A 515-nucleotide genomic window follows, 5' to 3' on the forward strand; every position below is an offset into this window, starting at 1 on the left:
CCCTTGAATACCTTGAGGTCCTTGAGCACCAGTAGCACCTTGAGCGCCGGCTGGTCCTTGAGCACCAGTAGCACCTTGAGCGCCGGCTGGCCCTTGAGCACCAGTAGCACCTTGAGCACCCGCTGGTCCTTGAGCACCCGCTGGTCCTTGAGCACCAGTAGCACCTTGAGCACCCGCTGGTCCTTGAGGTCCAGTAGCACCTTGAGCACCCACTGGTCCTTGAACACCTTGAGGCCCTTGAGCACCAGTAGCACCTTGAGCACCCGCTGGTCCTTGAGCACCAGTAGCACCTTGAGCACCCGCTGGTCCTTGAGCACCAGTAGCACCTTGAGCGCCCGCTGGTCCTTGAGCACCGGTAGCGCCAGTAGCACCTTGAGCGCCAGCCGGTCCTTGAGCACCAGTAGCACCTTGAGCACCCGCTGATCCTTGAATACCTTGAGGTCCTTGAGCACCAGTAGCACCTTGAGCGCCAGCTGGTCCTTGAATACCTTGAGGTCCTTGAGCGCCAGTAGCAC

At 60.4% G+C, this 515-nt stretch carries 1 protein-coding gene; it reads right to left on the bottom strand.

What is annotated here, in order from left to right:
* Positions 1-515 (bottom strand): collagen-like protein (locus MR115_RS29570; RefSeq protein WP_242243853.1); only part of this gene is annotated, 515 nt, incomplete at both ends.

Origin of the sequence: Bacillus cereus group sp. BfR-BA-01309, assembly GCF_022664315.1 — a bacterium.
GTDB classification, from domain to species: domain Bacteria; phylum Bacillota; class Bacilli; order Bacillales; family Bacillaceae_G; genus Bacillus_A; species Bacillus_A mobilis.